At 45.7% G+C, this 15,402-nt stretch carries 14 protein-coding genes; all 14 read right to left on the bottom strand.

Annotated elements, in window-relative coordinates; translation table 11 throughout:
- Positions 1-161 precede the first annotated feature (161 nt).
- On the bottom strand, positions 162-431 hold the full coding sequence (locus tag ACSW3C_RS04220) for a stage V sporulation protein S (protein ID WP_248511168.1): 270 nt from the start codon (positions 429-431) through the stop codon (positions 162-164).
- Between the two features lie 88 nt (positions 432-519).
- Positions 520-1,317, bottom strand: coding sequence for a TIGR00282 family metallophosphoesterase (locus ACSW3C_RS04215; protein ID WP_486561058.1), 798 nt, complete (start codon positions 1,315-1,317; stop codon positions 520-522).
- 63 nt (positions 1,318-1,380) lie between these two features.
- Positions 1,381-2,937, bottom strand: a complete 1,557-nt coding sequence (rny, locus tag ACSW3C_RS04210) for a ribonuclease Y (RefSeq protein WP_238083933.1) — start codon at positions 2,935-2,937, stop codon at positions 1,381-1,383.
- A gap of 328 nt (positions 2,938-3,265) precedes the next feature.
- A complete protein-coding gene (recA, locus tag ACSW3C_RS04205; RefSeq protein ID WP_269136064.1) occupies positions 3,266-4,327 on the bottom strand; it encodes a recombinase RecA in 1,062 nt (353 codons plus the stop codon).
- Positions 4,328-4,538: 211 nt separating this feature from the next.
- Positions 4,539-5,774 carry a competence/damage-inducible protein A gene (locus ACSW3C_RS04200; protein ID WP_486561057.1) on the bottom strand — a complete coding sequence of 412 codons (1,236 nt, stop codon included), beginning with the start codon at positions 5,772-5,774 and terminating at the stop codon, positions 4,539-4,541.
- Between the two features lie 17 nt (positions 5,775-5,791).
- A complete protein-coding gene (gene pgsA, locus ACSW3C_RS04195; protein ID WP_486561056.1) occupies positions 5,792-6,370 on the bottom strand; it encodes a CDP-diacylglycerol--glycerol-3-phosphate 3-phosphatidyltransferase in 579 nt (192 codons plus the stop codon).
- A 68-nt stretch (positions 6,371-6,438) separates the two neighbouring features.
- Positions 6,439-7,326: a RodZ domain-containing protein gene (locus ACSW3C_RS04190; RefSeq protein WP_486561055.1), complete on the bottom strand. Its 888-nt coding sequence runs from the start codon at positions 7,324-7,326 to the stop codon at positions 6,439-6,441.
- Between the two features lie 20 nt (positions 7,327-7,346).
- Positions 7,347-8,144, bottom strand: coding sequence for a YmfK family protein (locus ACSW3C_RS04185; RefSeq protein WP_238083942.1), 798 nt, complete (start codon positions 8,142-8,144; stop codon positions 7,347-7,349).
- A 131-nt stretch (positions 8,145-8,275) separates the two neighbouring features.
- On the bottom strand, positions 8,276-9,001 hold the full coding sequence (gene ymfI / locus ACSW3C_RS04180; protein ID WP_486561501.1) for an elongation factor P 5-aminopentanone reductase: 726 nt from the start codon (positions 8,999-9,001) through the stop codon (positions 8,276-8,278).
- Between the two features lie 4 nt (positions 9,002-9,005).
- Positions 9,006-10,304 (bottom strand): EF-P 5-aminopentanol modification-associated protein YfmH, encoded by a 1,299-nt coding sequence (gene yfmH, locus ACSW3C_RS04175; RefSeq protein ID WP_486561499.1) that lies wholly within the window; start codon positions 10,302-10,304, stop codon positions 9,006-9,008.
- Positions 10,304-11,575, bottom strand: a complete 1,272-nt coding sequence (gene yfmF, locus ACSW3C_RS04170; protein WP_486561054.1) for an EF-P 5-aminopentanol modification-associated protein YfmF — start codon at positions 11,573-11,575, stop codon at positions 10,304-10,306. The genes yfmH and yfmF overlap by 1 nt, the downstream gene beginning before the upstream one ends.
- A gap of 231 nt (positions 11,576-11,806) precedes the next feature.
- A complete protein-coding gene (locus ACSW3C_RS04165; protein WP_486561053.1) occupies positions 11,807-12,772 on the bottom strand; it encodes an ABC transporter permease in 966 nt (321 codons plus the stop codon).
- A 1-nt stretch (position 12,773) separates the two neighbouring features.
- Positions 12,774-13,820, bottom strand: a complete 1,047-nt coding sequence (locus ACSW3C_RS04160; RefSeq protein ID WP_486561052.1) for an ABC transporter permease — start codon at positions 13,818-13,820, stop codon at positions 12,774-12,776.
- Positions 13,810-15,378, bottom strand: a complete 1,569-nt coding sequence (locus tag ACSW3C_RS04155) for an ABC transporter ATP-binding protein (protein WP_486561051.1) — start codon at positions 15,376-15,378, stop codon at positions 13,810-13,812. The genes ACSW3C_RS04160 and ACSW3C_RS04155 overlap by 11 nt, the downstream gene beginning before the upstream one ends.
- Positions 15,379-15,402: the final 24 nt, after the last annotated feature.

Raw genomic sequence — 15,402 nt, 5'->3', positions numbered from 1 at the left:
ATGTTTGTCACAATAAAACCACAATCGGAGATCCTTCTCCTTTTCCGGCTCCACCCATTTTGCTCTCTATTTGATCTCAAATAAAAAAGAAAAACGGCGAGGAAAACTCTCTGTTTTTCTTCGCCATTTCTATTTACGTTATTAGGACTGCCGTCACCTTACTATTGACGGAGACGTTTTTCGACTAGCAGCTTCAGCGCGGTGCGCCCTTCACCGTTAATTTCAATATCAGTGAATGCTGGAGCACAGACAAGATCTCCGCCACTCGGAGCGACAAAGCCCCGGGCAATGGCAACTGCTTTGATTGCCTGGTTCAGAGCACCGGCTCCTACTGCTTGCATTTCGGCGTAGCCTTGGTCCCGGATGACCGCTACGAGTGCTCCGGCAACTGAGTTCGGATTCGAGCGGGATGATACTTTTAACGGACTCACCATGTTTCCTCCTTATTTTGCGATGTCTATGGAATGAAATTATCCATAGACCATCCTATGAAAACGGAGGGCTTTTTAGACGCGCCTTTTAGACGATGAATGGGCGGTCTTCATTAATGGAAATTCGGCTTATTAATTTCGCTTTACCTGAGTTGTCATCCAATTCGGCAAAAATGGCATTAAGCTGAGTCCGGCCTTTTTTCGGCACTTCAAACCGGACTGGCAGATTGGTACGGAACCGGTAGAGTACATCCTCTTTTTTCATGCCGAGAATTTCATCATACGGACCTGTCATGCCGACATCCGTAATGTATGCGGTACCTTGTGGCAAGATTCGTTCATCGGCGGTTTGAACATGGGTATGGGTGCCGACGACGACTGATGCTCTTCCATCTACATGCCAGCCCATTGCGATTTTCTCGCTCGTTGCCTCCGCATGGAAATCAACGAAAACGAGAGGAGAAATTTGTTTGGCTTCATTCAACAATTCATCGGCGGCTTCAAATGGATCCTCATGTGGTGGCAGGAATGTCCGCCCATGCAAGTTAATGACGGATAATGTGACACCGTTACGCGTTACCGTTGTCATTCCTTTACCAGGTGCTTCTTTGGAAAAATTTGCTGGACGTATCAAATAATCCGTGTCATCGATGAAATCAAAAATCTCTTTGTGATCCCATGTATGATTGCCCATCGTGACAACATCCACGCCTGCACGGAGCAGGTCATCGAAAATGGCTTTGGTTATACCTCTTCCGGATGCTGCATTTTCGCCATTTGCGATGATGACATCCGGCTCATATTTCCTCTTTAAGCGCGGCAAATAATCAAATACCATATCCCGGCCAGGAGACCCCACAATATCTCCAATAAATAATACTTTCATCTATAGTCCTCCATCAAAAGAAAAAGACTTCCTAACCGAAGTACAGGAAGCCTGATTCCAACATTATTTTGCGTATTCCACAGCCCGTGTCTCACGGATAACGGTCACTTTGATGTGACCCGGATAATCGAGCTCTTCCTCGATTCTCTTTCGAATATCGCGTGCCAATCGATGAGCCGTAATGTCATCGATTTGGTCAGGACGCACGATGATGCGCACTTCCCTGCCGGCCTGGATGGCAAATGATTTCTCAACACCATCATACGACTCTGAAATCTCTTCAAGTTTTTGTAGCCTGCGGATGTAATTTTCCAGTGTTTCACTACGTGCGCCAGGACGGGCCGCAGATAACGCATCCGCTGCAGCGACAAGCACTGCGATGACCGAAGTCGCCTCTTCATCGCCATGGTGCGAAGCGATACTGTTAATGACGACCGGGTGTTCTTTGTACTTCGTAGCGAGTTCCACGCCAATTTGGACGTGGCTGCCTTCCACTTCATGGTCGATTGCTTTTCCGATGTCATGAAGCAATCCGGCACGTCTTGCCAGCGTGACGTCCTCGCCAACTTCTGCAGCCAATAATCCGGCTAAATATGCGACTTCCGTCGAGTGTTTCAAGACGTTTTGTCCATAGCTTGTCCGGAAATGAAGCCGTCCGAGAATTTTGATCAAATCTGGATGGAGATTATGCACACCGATATCGAATGTGGTCTGTTCCCCTTTTTCCCTGATCAGTTCGTCAACTTCACGTCTCGCCTTATCCACCATTTCCTCAATCCGGGCTGGGTGAATCCTGCCGTCTTGTACAAGCTTCTCGAGTGCAAGACGGGCAATTTCCCGGCGGACCGGATCAAAGCCTGATAGAATTACCGCTTCTGGCGTATCATCAATAATCAAATCGATTCCCGTCAACGTTTCAAGTGTACGGATATTGCGTCCTTCCCGACCGATGATTCGACCTTTCATCTCGTCATTTGGCAAATTGACTACCGAGACAGTCGTTTCAGCTACATGGTCAGCAGCAAATCGTTGTAATGCGAGTGATAGGATTTCACGTGCTTTCTTTTCGGACTCTTCCTTAGCACGCTGTTCCGACTCCTTCGTCATTACCGCAATATCTGTGGAAAGCTCGTTCTCGACCTCATCCAGGATAATTCGTTTCGCTTCATCCCGGGTCAGAGCCGAAATCCTCTCCAGTTCTACTTGCTGAACGGTAACGAGTTCTTCCGCCTTGCGTTCCATCTGTTCAATATGCTGTTGTCTTCCTGAAAGCGCTTCATCCTTGCGCTCCAGTCCCGCTTCTCTTTTGTTGAGAGCATCATCCTTGCGGTCAAGATTTTCTTCCCGTTGCAAAAGGCGATTTTCCTGCTTCTGCAGTTCCGCTCTTCTTTCACGGATTTCCGTTTCCGCTTCAATTCTCAATTTGTGATTTTCATCTTTCGCTTCTAACAGTGCCTCTTTTTTCAAAGCCTCCGCTTCCCTTTTCGCCTCTTCGACGATCATTTCAGCTGAGTTTTTGGCACCCGTCACTTTTGAATCATTCACTTTTTTCATAACTGAGTAGATAACAACTGCACCGACGATCAGACCGAGCAAAGCGGAGATGATTATTTCAAACATCTAGGTCACCTCCTCCTGCTTATTCTTTTCGTTTTCAGTCGGCACGTATATCAAAACGCAACATACTGCCATAATCATTTCATTGGTGTGAAATTATACAATTCTAATTGTATCCATGTAAATTTGACATGTCAAGGATTCACGAGCCTAACTCACCATAATTTAACGGCTTGTTTTTCATGTCAGCTCACTTCCATGTGGATTGTGAGTGAATTTTAGAAATAAAATATCAAAATAGCGTTCTTACTATTGAATCCCTTTCTTAACTTGCAACCAGATTGAAATAAAACCGACCTTCACGAAATGGAAGATCGGCTGCTATTATTTCTTATTCTTCTTTTTCAAGGAAGAGTTCCAATTCCTCTTCTTCCTCTTCATCATGGCCGGCAATTACATAATTTGCGCTTGCCAATCCATACGAATCACGGATTTTATTCGCAATTTCAGCACGGATATCCGGATTTTCCTTCAGGAACTGCTTCGCATTTTCACGGCCTTGTCCAAGACGCTCGCCTTCATAGGAATACCAAGCCCCGCTCTTTTGGACCACTTCCAATTCAGCTCCAAGGTCCACGATCTCGCCTTCTTTGGAAATCCCTTCACCGTACATAATATCGACTTCAGCTGTCCGGAATGGCGGTGCCACTTTGTTTTTCACTACACGGATACGCGTTTTGTTACCGTTAATATCGTTTCCGGACTTGATCGCTTCCCCTCTGCGTACTTCAAGACGCACGGAGGAATAGAATTTTAGTGCACGGCCACCTGGCGTAACTTCGGGATTCCCGAACATGACACCGACTTTTTCACGGATTTGGTTAATGAAGACTGCGATTGTCTTCGATTTGTTAATAGCACCTGACAACTTACGGAGCGCCTGGGACATGAGACGCGCTTGCAAACCGACATGCGAGTCACCCATTTCCCCTTCAATTTCCGCTTTCGGCACGAGGGCAGCGACAGAGTCGATAACGATGATGTCAATCGCTCCACTGCGCACTAGCGCCTCTGCGATTTCAAGCGCCTGCTCGCCCGTGTCCGGCTGGGATAAGAGCAATTCATCGATGTTGACGCCTAGTTTTTGGGCATAGACTGGATCCAGCGCATGCTCTGCGTCGATAAAGGCAGCTTGTCCTCCTGATGCTTGGACTTCCGCAATCGCATGAAGTGCAACAGTTGTCTTACCCGAACTTTCAGGGCCGTATATTTCGATGACACGGCCACGTGGATATCCGCCTACTCCTAGTGCGGCATCCAGTGCCAATGATCCTGATGATGATGTGGAAATTTGACGATCAGTCTGTTCCCCCAGTTTCATGACTGAACCTTTGCCGAATTGTTTTTCAATTTGTTTCAAAGCTTGGTCTAACGCAGCTTTACGATCGCTCAAAATGATTCCTCCCCTAAAAGGTGTTGTTCTTTTTCTTCCTGTCTCTACTATACTCCTTTTTTGAGAAATACTCAAATAAAAAACGAACGGATATTCGATTTTTTTCTTCAAAACCAGATTTTAATTGAGAAAAAGGGATAAATCCTAGTTTTAATTGAGAAACGGGCCCGAAATAACAAGTTTGGCCCGTTTCAAAATCAGAGATATTCAATTACTGAAGATGCTTAATTAAATAGTATAAGGCGTAGTGGGCAGCTCTCCGGCGATTGGCATTTCTTGAACCCGATAATGAAAGATTATAAGTTTCAACCGTGCCATCTGGAAGAGCGATTCCGATCCATACAGTACCTACAGGTTCGTTATCGTGCGGATCAGGTCCCGCGACGCCCGTCAAACCGACGCCTATGTCTGAATTGAATTTTCTTTTCACATGCATAGCCAAGGCAGCGGCGCATTCCTTGCTTACGACACCGAATTCATTGAACAAGGAGGGAGAAATTTCAAGCTGTTCTACTTTAGCCTGTTCATTGTAAACGATCACGCCGCCTTTTAAGGTAGCACTGATGCCTGCTTCTCCCGCAAGCTCAGCCAGAAACAATCCGGCAGTCAGGCTTTCAGCCGCAGAAATGGTCAGTCCGTGGTTTAACAGCAATTCAGCGGCCTTTGAGGACAATGTATCCTCATTCATCCCGTAAATAAAGTCTCCAACAATCGCACGTATTTCCGCTTCTACAGGATCCATCAGCTGTTCCGCTGCATCGCGGGACGCTGCCTTAGCCGTCAGTCTCAATGTAACAGCATGAGGAGAGGCAAGCGGCGCAACAGTCGGATTTGTCTGTTTGTCGAGGATCGTCTGAACCCGGTCTTCCAGTTCCGCTTCGCCGATACCATAAAACTTTAATACTCTGGATGCGATTACGTCATTCGTTCCCAGCGCGCCAAGCAGAAAAGGGATTGCTTCCTTTTCAAACATAGGTTTCATCTCATGCGGCGGACCTGGCAGCAATATGTAACGAATACTGTCCTTTTCCATTGCCATGCCAGGCGCCATGCCATGCCTGTTCGGCAACACATGAGACCCAGCCAGCACGAGCGCCTGCTTTTTATTGTTTTCCGTCATATGGCGGCCCGTGCGTTTGAAATACGCTTGAATTTCAGTAAGAGCTTCCTCATTGCTAACGAGGGGTACACCTAATCTGGCAGCGATTGTTTCCTTCGTTAAGTCATCCTTTGTCGGGCCAAGTCCCCCGGTGAAGATGATCGTATTTGCACGTTGCTGAGCAATAGCGATCGCCTCATCCAGTCGCTTTGGATTGTCGCCGACGACCGTGTGATAATGGATGTCGACGCCAATTTCTGCTAGCTTTTGTGAAATAAATGCCCCGTTTGTATTTGTAATTTGACCTAAGAGCAATTCAGATCCGACTGCAATAATTTCAGCTTTCATGACTCATCCGCTCCCATTTACATCGAATCCAGGAGGACCCGTCTATTTTTATAGAAATAGTCAGCACCTGACCAAATGGTGAAAATAAGGGCGATATAGAGCATGATCGTTCCAAATGGAACGTTGATGGCCTCAAAGAAGATGTTGTTCAGCAAGAGGGATGCGATACCTACAAGCTGAGTAGCCGTTTTTATTTTTCCAAGCTGGTTTGCCGCAACCACTTCACCGCCGCCTGCCAGGACTAAACGCAATCCGGTCACAGCGAATTCACGGCTAATAATGATGATGACAACCCAAGAGGGAGCCAAGCCCATTTCGACAAGAATAATCAAAGCCGCTGAAACAAGCAGCTTGTCCGCCAGAGGGTCAAGAAATTTCCCCATATTGGTGACCAAATTATGCTTGCGGGCCAGATGCCCGTCAAACCAGTCGGTTGCCGCAGCGATAATAAAGATAAGAGCACCGATCAATTGTTCAACAGACAGCTCGGTTCCGCCTACTGCCACATTTCCCATGCCGAAATCGACCAGCATGAATATCATAAAAATCGGGATAAGCACGATTCGCGCAACAGTAATCTTATTAGGTAAATTCACAGCTCTCACCTGTCCTTTACAACATTTATGTATTGAAAGAAAATAGTCATCCGCAAAGATGACTATTTTTATTTCTTGTATTCAATGATGATGTTTTGCGTCACACGATCCGAAGGATATTTGAGAAGTTCGCCATTTACATAGATCTCGGTATTGAAAGTCCTTCCAACCCGGATGCGCACAGATTCTGTATCGGAAACATCTACTTCCAATACTTCGCCCGCTTTTCTAACATCCGCCTTCGGTGTCCGTTCCTGTTGGGCACTATCCGTGACGCCAATCCAGGAATCGCCGCTTGTCCTAATTTCGAGGTTGAACTGTTCAGCATTCGTCAAGGTATAGGTTGAGGTCTCACCTGCCGTATTCACAAAGGCGAGTTCCTGTACCACCGTTTCTTCAGCGGGCGGTTCTTCGTTCGCCGCTCCATCCTCTTCAGAAGTGCTGTCATTGCCTTTTTCTGCATCTCCATCCGCTTTGCCAGGCTTAGAGCTATCCTCTACAGGCGGTTTGCTCTCCATCGTGACGCCTGCTCCTGAGTCCGGTTCCACGAACGGTTTCTCCGGTCTCTTTTGGTAGAGAGTCCAGATGACGACGATAATAACAAGAATGAATAACGCCACAATAATTTTCGGAGCCATTTCATTAAACCGGTTGCTCGTACGGAAACTTCGCTTTCTCGACATAGGGGGAGAAGCGACTTGTCCCTCGTCTTCCGGCTTCACATGTGGAGCAGAATCTTTGTAAAGCGCCAGCATTTCATCCGCATCTAATCCGACTGCTTCAGCATATTGCTTAATGAAAGCACGGACATAAAAAGATCCTGGCATCATGCTGTAATCTTCATTCTCAATACCGGAAAGGTACCGTTTCTGAATTTTAGTTAATGATTGCAAGTCATCCAATGAATATCCCTTAGCTGTTCTCGCCTCTTTGAGACGATCACCTAATCCGGTCACTCATATCACCTACCTAAACATTAGAAATTAAACATTCCAAATCCGCCCATCGGTCCGCTGTCGGACATCATATGGTTCTTTTCCATCATTTCATATGTAATTTCTTGATCTGGATCTGTTCGTAATTCGATGATGTAGTCAAAATCCTCCATGTCGTACTCCGAATGCTGTACGAACATGTCAGGATGTTCAACAACCTTGATGGAAGGCATCCGCATCATCTCACGGACTAGCTGCATATGTCGTTCATCACCGGATTTTCGGGTTACAATACCGTCTAGGATGAAAATATTGTCTTTGGAAAACTCATCCCCGGCCAAATTGCTGCGTACCGTCTGTTTGATCATAGTAGACGATAAAAATATCCATTTTTTATTCGCACAAACACTGGCCGCCACTACAGATTCCGTTTTGCCAACGCGCGGCATTCCTCGGATTCCGATTAGCTTATGGCCTTCCTGCTTGAATAATTCAGCCATGAAATCAACGAGAACGCCGAGTTCACTTCGAAGGAAACGGAACGTCTTCCGGTCATCCACATCCCGCTGGATATACCTGCCGTGTCTCACAGCTAAAATGTCACGCAGCTTCGGTTCGCGTATTTTTTTCACTTGGATCGTTTCCATTGTGGATGCAATCAATTCAAAACGTTTGATTTGATCATCGTTTTCAGTTCGAACGAGCATTCCACGGTGCCCGCCATCCACTCCGTTGATCGTTATGATATTGACGCGCAACATCCCTAATAGGGAAGCGATATCGCCTAGAAGTCCTGGCCGGTTAACTTGAATTTCGTATTCCACATACCATTCACCCATTCAACTTCCCTCCATCCTTCATAGCAGCCTTAAATAGGACGCATTAGATGCAACATAGTTCTATCATAGCGGATTCCCAACATGAATTAAAGCAAAAATGAAAAGTGGACGCATCCGGCCTCTTTCTAACTTTATATGTACCAACCGCCATTTAATTTCAAGATTTCCCCTGTCATATAATCCGCTTTGCCGCTTATCAGAAAATCTGCCAGATCAGCCACTTGCTCGGGCGTTCCTGTTTGCCTTAACGGAATCTGATCAATTACCATCTGCTTCTCCTCGTCTGAAAGGACGATATTCATGTCCGTTTCAATCCATCCAGGAGCAATGGCATTGACCGTGATGCCTGAATAGGCGGCTTCTTTGGCATAAGCTTTGACAAAGGCGTGCTGAGCTCCCTTCACAGCAGAATACATTACCTCTCCTGCTGCTCCAGTATTTCCCCAGATGGATCCAATGAAAACAACATAAGAATGATCAAAACTCCTTAGCTGAGGAGACAGCAGGCTGATCAACGCTGCGGGATTTTTGACATGAACATTCCACAGTGCATCCATTTCAGACAAGGTGGTGTCAGTCAATAATTTCATGACGGTCTGGCCGCTGGAAACGATAACGGCTTGCACATGACCGATCTGATGCGACAGGATCTCCGCTCCGTCATTTTGGGAAAGGTCTGCATGCACCAGAATAAATTCACTATCGGGATAATCGGCCCCGAGTTCCCTTTGAAGAGAAACGGCTGCCATTTTGCCTGTATGATAATGCAGAAACAGCGACCAGCCGGAAGATGCGAGCTTCCGGCTGATCGCCCTGCCGATGCCTCCCGAAGCACCTAAAATGACCGCATGTTTCATTGCGTCATTTCGCTTGGCCAGCAGGGGTAATTTTGAAAACAGTATGGCTTTTCGGATCTGCAATCGTTCCAAATGCCTCTTTCAGATCGTTTCCATCCAGCTGTTCAAGTACCGGCAGGATATCAAATAAATTCATGTCATTAAAAAGATAATGTGTAAACTGGTTGGCGATAAATTCAATTGAGTTCAAGGAGCGCATATATTGTCCAATCCGTTTCTTGCGCGCTCTTTCCAAATCTTCGTCGCTGATGGACCAATTTCCTGCAGTGGACGAAATTGTCGTTTTGATTAATTGCTCCAGCTCATCCATGTGCTCTGTGTCCGAATTAATGACCGCAAAGCCGTAGCTTTTTTCTAAGTTGAATTCATACCCATACGATTCATCGATTAATCCCTCTGCATATGCTTTCGAATAAAAGTCTGATGATCTGCCGAAAAGAATATCCATTGCTAAACTGACTGCCAGCTCTTGGCGGAGCAATTCGTCGCCAGTCAGATCCGTCCGGTTACATTTCATGCCGTAGCTGAACTTCGGCTTCGTGACGTCCATGCTGATCGATTTACTTGGAATGCCCGTCTCGGATTGTTCCTCATGTTTGTCCCGCACCACTTCTTCTGGCTCAGAAAATGTTTTAGACGATTGATCTTTTTTGACGAATTCGATCATCTCTTCCGGATCTACCGCTCCGATCGCAAAAAAGACCATATTGGACGGATGATAAAATGTTTCGTAGCATTCATATAGGTGATCTGCTGTGATTTTATCGATCGAATCATACGTTCCAAGAATGTCAATATGGATCGGATGCTGCTTATACAGGTTTTGAATCGTCCCTAAATAGAGGCGCCAGTCCGGATTATCCTCGTACATCGTAATCTCCTGGCCAATGATTCCTTTCTCTTTTTCAACTGTCTGTTCTGTAAAATAAGGCTGCTGAACAAAGTCTAACAAGACTTTTGTATTGTCGTACAATTTTTCAGTCGTTGAAAACAGATAAGATGTGCGAGTGTAGGATGTAAATGCATTGGCGGAAGCTCCATTTTCCCCGAACTTCTGGAAAACGTCCCCCTCTTCCTTTTCAAACATCTTATGCTCCAGGAAATGTGCGATTCCATCAGGCACCCGTACCATTTCCTCTTTACCTCGAGGCACGAATACACTGTCAATCGAACCGTATTTCGTCGTAAACGTTACATACGACTTGGAGAAGCCTCTTTTAGGCAGAACATAGACATCCAATCCATTTTCCAACTTCTCATGGTAGAGAGTTTCCTGCAAGTTTTCAAACGTAATTTTTTCCATCATTCAGTCGCCTCTCTTCCCGATAACAAGTAAACCATTTCCATCTTAATATTGGAAGCCATTTTTGTGACATCTTCTTTAGTGACAGTTGCCCATTTGGAAATTAATTTATCGGCATTAAAATGCTCGTCTAATTGCTTATACTGATCAAACACTTCAATTTGTCCCTTAGCGGAATCGAAAGAGCTGCGGATACTATTGGAGAGCAGCGCAACTGTTTGAGTGATTTCCAAATCGGAAATGTCACCATTGCGCATGGCTTCCAGCTGCTCTTGAATTAACGAAACCGCTTTTTCTTCCAGCTCCGCATCGATTCCAGCAATCACATAAATCAGCCCATAATGTGAGGCGTATGCACTGTTGACGTAATAAGCCATGCTTTCCTTTTCGCGGACGTTCATGAATAACTTGCTGTGTGCAAAGCCACCAAGCACCCCGTTGGCAACTTGCATCTTAATAAAGTCGGGATGAGTAAAAGTAATCGGTGTCTGATAGCCGACTTGTAATTTCCCTTGCTTCATTTCTTGCTTTTCACGGATATGTCTTACTTCTTTCACTTCAGGAGCAGTGGTTTCCGTGACTTTCCGGTTAATTGTACGGCCGTTTAACCCAATCAAAGTAGAGATTTTTTGAATTAGCTCATCTTCATTAATATCCCCTACTACATAGATATCGACTTCATCAGACGCAAGCATATCGTTGTAAGCAGCTGTAAGTGACTTCGCTGAAATTTGATCAACAGCCGATTCAGTACCATAAGCAGAAATCGAGGCAGGCTGATCCGGCCTCATCAATTCCAGCATGCGTTTTTGTGCATACCTCGTCTTATCGTCATAGACAGAGCGAATTCTTTCTTTGACAACACGTTTCTCCCGTTGCACCACGTCTTCAGCGAATGAATCATTTTCAAAATTAGGCTCGAACAGGACAACGCGCATCAAATTAAGAACCTCTTCGAACACACCCTGTTCCTTCAAATATTCATCGTTGACGCATTCCGTGTTGACCGACAGGATATGTACGTCTCCCCGCTTCGATACATCCGTATAATAGACGGTTCCATAAAGCGTATCGAGCGCCCTTTGGAATTCGCTTTGAGACCTGTACACCGCATTCGAGTCCTGCATGACATTAGCCAAGACTGCACGGTTGGCGTTTTTATCCACATTCAAATCGGATTTGAACTTAATTGATAAATTGATTGTTTTGAACTGCTTTGTATTTCGGACATACAGTGTAACGCCTTCTTGCAGAACTGTTTTCCTAAACATATGAACACCTCTTGTTTTCCTAATATTCCAAGTACCCTATTTCACTATACATTCTTATGTTCCTGCGTTGCAAAGTAAACGCATCTTGATTGCATAATGTTAGTGTATCCGAAATACAATAGAAAAACCGTCTGGATGAAGTAGAATCTTTCCAGACGGTTTTCTATTTAGCAGTATAATGCCGAAGCTTTTTATGAAAGGCTCATTACTCAGACAACCTATGCATTTTTATTATCTGCTGCCTTTAATATATGGAGTACCGCTCGCTTTCGGTGCGTTCGCTTTTCCGATGAAGCCAGCCAATGCCAAAATAGTAAGAGCATACGGCAGGATCAGGAAGACGACGGATGGAATCTTTTGAATGAATTCCACGTCGATCGAACCCGCACTGATCGCAAGTGCTTGGGCAAAACCGAAGAATAATGCCGCAGCCATTGCACCAATCGGATGCCATTTACCAAAGATCATTGCCGCTAACGCCATGAACCCTTGTCCATTGATCGTCGCGTGGCCGAAATCGCCAGTCATCGTTTGCGAATAAACCGCCCCACCGATACCAGCTAATCCACCTGAGATAATAACAGCGATGTAACGGATTTTCGCTACATTGATCCCCATCGTATCAGCAGCCATCGGATGTTCCCCGACAGAGCGGAGACGCAGGCCGAATGGCGTCTTATAGATGACAAACCAAGCGAGAATCGCTACTGCAATCGCAAGGATGGAAGACCCGTAAACCGATTTGAAGAACATAGGACCGAGAACCGGGATATCCTGTAATAACGGGATATTAATACGCGGAATCTTTTCTTGGATAAAATCCGTCTGTCCCTTGTCAAAAATCATTTTTACTGTAAACAAAGCAATCGCGATCCCCAGCATGTTGATCGCTACCCCGGATACTACCTGATCCGCGCGGAAGGAGATCGATGCTACAGCGTGCATGACGGAGAATAGCGCCGATACAACCATTGCTACGAGCAAGGCGACCCAAGGTGTCCAGCTTCCAAAGGTATCGACAAAAAATAGATTGAACACGATACCGATAAACGCACCCATGACCATGAGACCTTCCAAACCGATGTTAACAACACCGGAACGTTCGGAGAATACCCCTCCGATAGCCGTAAAGATCAATGGAGCCGCATATGCGATGGTCGTTGGAATGATGAAATAGAGAACTTCCAAGAAGCTCATATCATTTCGCCTCCTTTTTCTTTGCCAACCGTTGTAAACCAACACGGATGATGTAACCCGAGGCTACGAAGAAAATGATGAGTGCTATGACAATCGAAACAATCTCCAAAGGAATATTCGCCGCATTCGGCATATTATTCGCACCGTATTTCAAGGAGCCGAATAAAGATGCGCCAAAGATAACGCCAAGCGGTGAGTTAGCACCTAGCAAGGCAACGGCAATTCCGTCAAAACCGATTCCGGTGAAGCCTCCACGGGAAGTCATGTTCCCGAAAGTTCCGAGAGCTTCCATTGCTCCGCCAAGACCTGCGAATGCACCTGATATTACCATCGCAAGAATGATGTTTTTATTGACGTTCATACCTGCATATTGAGACGCATGATCGTTAAAACCAACAGACTTCAGCTCGTAGCCCGTCTTTGTTTTCTCAAGAATGAACCACGTTACAATGACCATCGCCAGGGCAACGAAAATTCCATAATGCAATGTTGAGAAGTCAGTTAACTGGGATAAGAAGTCCGAACGCAAAGAAGCGGTCGGTTGAATCTTTTCAGTTTTGTAGCCTCCGCCGGACACCGCTTTAATTAAGGCGTTGACTGTATGGAGAGCTATGTAGTTCATCATGATCGTTACAATAACTTCATGCACGCGCAAAGTCGCTTTTAATAGCCCTGGAATGAGACCCCATAGTGCACCTGCGACAGCTGCTGCGAGCAATGACAATGGCAAATGAATGATCATCGGCAGTTCAAATGTAGAACCGACATATGCGGCAGCGAACCAGCCGACCATTAATTGGCCTTCTACCCCGATGTTGAACAAGCCTGTCCGGAAAGCGAACGCCACAGCAAGTCCAGCTAATATATATGGACTGATTTGACGAATCGTTTCACCGATTGCATATGCATCACCGAAGATACCGTTCCATAAAGCAATATAACCAGCTACTGGGTCATAGCCGCTCACAAGCATGACGATGGCCCCAACAATGAGGCCTAAGATGATGGAAATGACAGGAACGAGTATATTGACAACCCTATTTGACATCGTCGTCACCTTCTTTCACAACGGCATTTTCCCCGTCTGTCACGATATTGTCCCTTGAATGGCCCGCCATGAGCAAACCAAGCTCCTGCTCAGACGTTTCGGCCGGTGTGACCGTATCAATTATTTGACCATCGTAGATTACTGCAATCCGGTCTGAAACATTCATGACTTCATCCAATTCAAACGAGATAAGGAAGACTGCTTTCCCATTATCTCTTTGCTCGATTAACCGTTTATGAATGAATTCAATTGCCCCAACATCCAAGCCGCGCGTCGGCAATGCTGCAATGAGAAGATCCGGATTCCGCTTCACTTCCCTGCCAATGATCAGCTTCTGCTGGTTCCCTCCTGACAAGGCGCGTGCCAGCTCGTGCTCGCCCTGTGTCCGGACGTCAAATTCTTCAATAATTTGTTTCGCATGCGAAGAGATCACTTTATAGTTCATAATGCCATTTTTGGAATATGGCTCATGGTAGTACTCTTGCAAAGCGGCGTTGTATCCGACTGAAAAGTCAAGAACCAAGCCGTGCTTATGACGGTCCTGCGGAATATGCCCTACACCTGATTCGGTAATTTCACGAGGCTTTTTCCCAGTGATATTCTTTCCATTAATGCTAATCTTACCGCTCTTCACCTTGCGCAGACCGGTAATCGCTTCTATAAGCTCCGACTGTCCGTTCCCGTCAATCCCGGCAAGCCCGACAATTTCGCCAGCTCGGATCGACAAGTTTAAGCCTTTAACCTTTTCAATGCCCCGGTTATCCGTTACAACAAGGTTTTCCACATGCAACACTTCTTCTTTTGGATGGGAAGGCCCTTTTTCGGTTTTGAAAGTCACTTGACGGCCGACCATCAATGTGGCAAGCTCTTCAGGATTCGTCTCAGCGGTAATGACGGTGCCAATCCCTTTCCCTTTTCGGATAACTGTGACGCGATCGGAAACATCCATGATTTCCTGCAGCTTATGTGTAATCAGGATAATGGATTTGCCTTCAGCAATCAGTTTCTTCATGATGGCGATCAGTTCTTCGATTTCCTGTGGTGTCAAGGAAGCGGTCGGTTCATCAAAAATAAGGATTTCCGCACCTCGGTAAAGCGTTTTCAGAATTTCCACACGTTGCTGCATACCAACGGAAATATCCTCAATCTTCGCATTTGGATCCACATTCAAACCGTATAATTTCGAAATCTCGGCAACCTTTTTAGCCGCATCTTTAATATTGACGGTTCCCATTTTCGTTGGCTCACTGCCTAGAATAATGTTTTCAGTAACCGTTAGATTTTCAACGAGCATAAAGTGTTGGTGAACCATCCCAATCCCAAGGTCATTCGCAATATTAGGATTCGAAATATTCACCTTCTTGCCCTTGACCCGGATCTCACCTTCCTCAGGCTGATACAAGCCAAAGAGCACGTTCATTAACGTTGACTTGCCCGCACCGTTCTCTCCTAAGAGTGCATGAATTTCTCCTTGCCTCAATTGAAGAGTGATGTTGTCATTCGCGAAGAAATTACCGAACTGCTTTGAAATATTCAGCATTTCAATGACGTATTCCAATCGTTTCACTTCCTCATGTGATTT

Source organism: Sporosarcina sp. AD_1, assembly GCF_057373025.1.
This window is presented reverse-complemented; position numbering and strand designations above follow the sequence as displayed.

Bases quoted from the DNA above. Each gene is read 5' to 3' on its own strand.
- ymfI (WP_486561501.1), bottom strand. From the start codon at position 9,001: ATGAAACATGCGGTCATTTTAGGTGCTTCGGGAGGCATCGGCAGGGCG.
- ACSW3C_RS04160 (WP_486561052.1), bottom strand. From the start codon at position 13,820: ATGTCAAATAGGGTTGTCAATATACTCGTTCCTGTCATTTCCATCATC.
- rny (WP_238083933.1), bottom strand. From the start codon at position 2,937: ATGTTTGAAATAATCATCTCCGCTTTGCTCGGTCTGATCGTCGGTGCA.
- yfmH (WP_486561499.1), bottom strand. From the start codon at position 10,304: ATGGAAAAAATTACGTTTGAAAACTTGCAGGAAACTCTCTACCATGAG.
- ACSW3C_RS04200 (WP_486561057.1), bottom strand. From the start codon at position 5,774: ATGAAAGCTGAAATTATTGCAGTCGGATCTGAATTGCTCTTAGGTCAA.
- ACSW3C_RS04165 (WP_486561053.1), bottom strand. From the start codon at position 12,772: ATGAGCTTCTTGGAAGTTCTCTATTTCATCATTCCAACGACCATCGCA.
- ACSW3C_RS04185 (WP_238083942.1), bottom strand. From the start codon at position 8,144: ATGGGTGAATGGTATGTGGAATACGAAATTCAAGTTAACCGGCCAGGA.
- ACSW3C_RS04215 (WP_486561058.1), bottom strand. From the start codon at position 1,317: ATGAAAGTATTATTTATTGGAGATATTGTGGGGTCTCCTGGCCGGGAT.
- yfmF (WP_486561054.1), bottom strand. From the start codon at position 11,575: ATGTTTAGGAAAACAGTTCTGCAAGAAGGCGTTACACTGTATGTCCGA.